Origin of the sequence: Ensifer sp. ZNC0028 (genome assembly GCF_000799055.1) — a bacterium.
Lineage (GTDB): Bacteria > Pseudomonadota > Alphaproteobacteria > Rhizobiales > Rhizobiaceae > Ensifer.
The window spans coordinates 1-4,388 of the sequence record NZ_JTLA01000220.1 but is presented as its reverse complement, the minus strand read 5'-3'; the positions used below and the strand labels follow the sequence as shown (position 1 = coordinate 4,388).

Below are 4,388 nucleotides of genomic sequence, written 5' to 3'. Positions count from 1 at the left end.
CCGCCATAGGCTGGCGCCCGCCGAAAGCCGGCCGTGAACCGAAATCCGCATGAAAGCAGGACCAAGATGCCATCGTCTTCCATAGATGCCGCGCGCCTGATCGGGCGTATCCGTGAGCTCGGCGACATCGGTCGCGATGCGGAGGGGCGATTGACCCGGCTCGCCGGCTCCGACAACGACAAGGCCGGTCGCGATCGCCTCGTCGCCTGGATCGAGGCGGCCGGGCTCGACGTTGCCGTCGACCGTATCGGCAACATCTTCGGCATCTGGCGCGACGACGCGAACGGCGGCGAAGCGCCTCTTTTGCTCGGCTCGCACATCGATACGGTCATCAATGCCGGCATCTATGACGGCTGCTACGGCGTGCTTGCCGCGCTCGAAGTGATCGAGACGTTGCGGGAACGTGGCGTGACGCCGACCCGACCGGTCGTCGTTGCCGCCTTTACCAATGAGGAGGGCGTGCGATTTGCGCCCGACATGCTCGGCTCGCTCGTCTATGTCGGCGGCCTGCCGCTGGGCGCAGCGCTCGCGACCATCGGCACGGATGGCTCGTCGCTGGGCGAGGAACTCGAGCGGATTGGCTATGCCGGCAACGTCGAGCCGGGGTTCCTCAAGCCCCACGCCTATGTCGAGCTCCATATCGAGCAGGGGCCGGTGCTGCAGCGCGAGGGCTTTGCGATTGGTGCGGTCGAGAACCTGCAGGGCATCTCCTGGCAGCGCATCACCATCGATGGCGTCGCCAACCACGCCGGCACGACGCCGATGGCTATGCGCAGCGATGCCGGTCTTGCCGCCGCCCGCGTTGGCCTGTTTCTGCGTGAACATATCGCACGCTCGAACGCGCCGAGCGTCGCGACCATCGGCACGATGCGTTTCGAGCCCGATGCGATCAACGTCATCCCGTCGCGCGCGGTCTTCACCGCCGATCTGCGCGACCCGGACGAGGAACGGCTGCAGGCATTGGAAACGGTGCTCGCGGACTTTCTTGCCCGCGTCGCAGAGGAGGAGGGCGTCGAGATCTCGGTCGAGCGCCTGGCGCGCTTCCAGCCGGTGGTCTTCGATCCGGCCATCGTCGCGGCCATCGAGGCGTCGGCACGCACACGAGGCCTCAAAAGCCGGCGCATGACTTCGGGTGCCGGCCACGATGCGCAGATGCTCGCCCGCATCGCCCCGACGGCGATGATCTTCGTCCCGAGCCGCGACGGCATCAGCCACAATCCGCGCGAGCACACCGACCCGGATGATCTGGTGGCCGGCGCCAACGTGCTGCTCGATGTGGTCGAGCGGATTGCTTGCAGCGGCTGGAAAGGAAGTTAGGAAGATTCACGACGAGAATGACGAGGCTCTGTATCCATGGCTCCGCCGCCTTACTCGGGCAGGTCGCAATCGGGATAGACGTATCTCGAACGTAATATTCTGACCCCGCTGATCTGTTCTCGCGCGTCAGAAACCGTTCCTGCACGCACATCCGAAGTCCGGTTTCGAGAAGGAGCGCAGGCCCGCCTTCGTTGCAACGAAGTTGACCTCCCTTCAAGGCTCTCAATTCGTGTGAACTGTCTTCTGCCGGGCAGACGATTGAGGCTGGCTCCCTTCGCCGCGCCGTTCCGGCGTCTGGCGGAACAGGTTCAGGAAGCTGCTGCCGCCGTGCCAAGTGCTGCCGCCAGGACCGTAATCCCGCGAGTCGCGTATCGATGAGTGGGGCTCGCTGTGGCTGTTGCGGTCGATGACGGCAGCACCTCCGCCGCCTGCGCCGGTACCGCCGGGCTCAAGGCCGGGCTCAGGGCCTGCGCCGCTACCGTCGCCGCTGCCCCAGTTGCCGCCACTCCCGTCACCGCCACCCTCGGTGCCGCCGCTCCCGACGTTCTCGCCGCCTTGGTCGCCGCCGCCCGGAGCACCTTCACCATTCCCGCCGCCGCTATTGGTGTCGTCCGCATGGGCGGCGGAAATCCAGGAAAGGCCCGCGGTAAAGCTCCCATCGCGCGGCAGGTCGCCTGCGAATGCAAGGACCCCGATGGACAGGGCCGTCAGTCTCAGCAGGCGTGTCCTCAAGTCTTTCTCCTTGTGCGAACGGCGTTGTTGCGTCGTTCTGCAACACCTTCTGCGCGTCATAGGACTGCAGCGCGTCGCGAATGAATTTCGGCGACAGCGACTTTTGCGAGTGCCTTGCATACCGTTCAATCGACGCGGGGACAAGCTATTCGGGTGCCGCGCAAGGTGCGGGCCCATGGCGGTGGCCGCAACACGCCGATGATCGCGGGTTCGACAGGGGGGCGCGTTCGCCGATTGGGCGGGTCGGTAGCGCGCCTCCCACTCTGGTCAAACCCGAACATGAAGAAGGAGGAGGAGACCGTTGGCGAACACCGGGAGATCCTGAGCGAATTGAAGGGGCCGTGACCGGCCCCTTCAATGGGCTTTGCCGCCTACTCGGCCGCGCCAGCCGCCTCTTCCACCGGCATGTAGAGGTCGCCGCCCTCGCGGTATTTTGCGGCCATCGCCTCCAGCCCTTCCTTCTGCGCCTCGGCACGGATGTCGTGCGAGATCCGCATCGAGCAGAATTTCGGCCCGCACATCGAGCAGAAATGCGCGACCTTATGCGCCTCCTTCGGCAGGGTCTCGTCGTGGAAATTGCGGGCTGTTTCCGGGTCGAGCGAGAGGTTGAACTGGTCCTCCCAGCGGAACTCGAAGCGGGCGCGCGACAGCGCGTCGTCGCGCACCTGGGCTGCCGGATGCCCCTTGGCGAGGTCGGCGGCGTGGGCGGCGATCTTGTAGGTGATGACGCCGACCTTGACGTCGTTGCGGTCAGGCAGGCCGAGATGCTCCTTCGGCGTGACATAGCAGAGCATGGCTGTGCCGAACCAGCCGATCATCGCCGCGCCGATGCCCGAGGTGATGTGGTCGTAGCCGGGTGCGATGTCCGTCGTCAGCGGTCCGAGCGTGTAGAACGGCGCCTCGCCGCAGACGGCCAGTTGCTTGTCCATGTTTTCCTTGATCTTGTGCATCGGCACGTGGCCGGGGCCTTCGATCATCACCTGACAATCCTTGGCCCAGGCGATCTTGGTGAGTTCGCCGAGCGTTTCGAGTTCGGCGAATTGTGCCGCGTCATTGGCGTCGGCGATCGAGCCCGGGCGCAGGCCGTCGCCGAGCGAGAAGGAGACGTCATAGGCGCGGCAGATGTCGCAGATCTCCTCGAAATGCTCGTAGAGGAAGCTCTCACGATGATGATGCAGACACCACTTGGCCATGATCGAGCCGCCACGCGAGACGATGCCGGTGACGCGATCGACGGTGAGCGGGATGTAGTGCAGGCGGACGCCGGCATGGATGGTGAAATAGTCGACGCCCTGCTCGGCCTGCTCGATCAGCGTGTCGCGGTAGACTTCCCAGGTGAGGTCCTCGGCAATGCCGTTGACCTTTTCCAGCGCCTGGTAGAGCGGCACGGTGCCGATCGGAACCGGCGAGTTGCGGATGATCCATTCGCGGATGTTGTGGATATTGCGGCCGGTCGAAAGGTCCATGACCGTGTCGGCACCCCAGCGCGTCGCCCAGACCATCTTCTCGACTTCCTCGGCCATCGACGAGGTGACGGCTGAGTTGCCGATATTGGCGTTGATCTTCACCAGGAAGTTCCGGCCGATGATCATCGGTTCGGATTCCGGATGGTTGATGTTGGCGGGCAGGATCGCGCGGCCGCTGGCGATTTCCTGGCGCACGAATTCCGGCGTCACGTGATCGGGAACGTGGGCGCCGAAGCTTTCGCCGTCGCGGACCTTCGCGCGCGCCGCGTCGCGGCCGAGGTTCTCGCGGATCGCCACGAACTCCATCTCCGGCGTGATGATGCCGGCGCGGGCATAGGCAAGCTGCGTCACTGCCCGGCCACCCGTGGCCTTCAGCGGCGCATGCTGGAACGGGAAGGTTGGCGTCAGGCGGTCGCCACTCACAAAGCCGTTGTCTTCGGGACGAACCGTTCGTCCCTCATAGGTCTCGACATCGCCGCGGTCGACGATCCAGTTGCGGCGCAGCCGCGGCAGGCCGTCCTCGATGCGGATCTCGGCACCGTCGGCGGTATAGGCGCCAGAGGAATCATAGACCGTGACCGGTTGCTCGCCCGACGTCGGGTGCAGCGCGATTTCACGCATCGGCACGCGGATATCCGGATGCAGGACGCCCGGCTTGTGGATCTTTCGGGAGGCCGGAAGCGGGCCTTGCGTGACCGTGAGGGCTGCGGGTTTGGTGGCAATATTCATGACGAGGCTCCAAGTTTGCAATTGGAGACCCAGTTCTGATGCCGGAAAGATGAAAGACGCTCCGCCAGGTGCTCACCGCACGGAATCCTGGCTTCGATATCTGCACCGTCCCTACGCCAGTATGAACTGGATCAGGTTCAACGG

3 protein-coding genes and 1 riboswitch are annotated in these 4,388 nt (G+C 64.9%); of the genes, 1 reads left to right on the top strand and 2 read right to left on the bottom strand.

Annotation, left to right across the window (positions count from 1 at the left end):
* Positions 1–66: 66 nt before the first annotated feature.
* Complete coding sequence (locus L981_RS32685) at positions 67–1,317, top strand: Zn-dependent hydrolase (protein WP_043626936.1); 1,251 nt, start codon at positions 67–69, stop codon at positions 1,315–1,317.
* A gap of 222 nt (positions 1,318–1,539) precedes the next feature.
* Here the strand turns inward: L981_RS32685 and L981_RS33530 are convergent, their stop codons facing one another.
* Both L981_RS33530 and thiC read right to left on the bottom strand, forming a co-directional pair.
* Positions 1,540–2,049 carry a hypothetical protein gene (locus tag L981_RS33530; protein WP_052202147.1) on the bottom strand — a complete coding sequence of 170 codons (510 nt, stop codon included), beginning with the start codon at positions 2,047–2,049 and terminating at the stop codon, positions 1,540–1,542.
* Positions 2,050–2,420: 371 nt separating this feature from the next.
* The gene (gene thiC, locus L981_RS32675; protein WP_043626933.1) at positions 2,421–4,244 is read right to left on the bottom strand and encodes a phosphomethylpyrimidine synthase ThiC; all 1,824 of its coding nucleotides are present in this window, start codon (positions 4,242–4,244) and stop codon (positions 2,421–2,423) included.
* 90 nt (positions 4,245–4,334) lie between these two features.
* Positions 4,335–4,388, bottom strand: a riboswitch (TPP riboswitch). This riboswitch is flagged as partial in the annotation.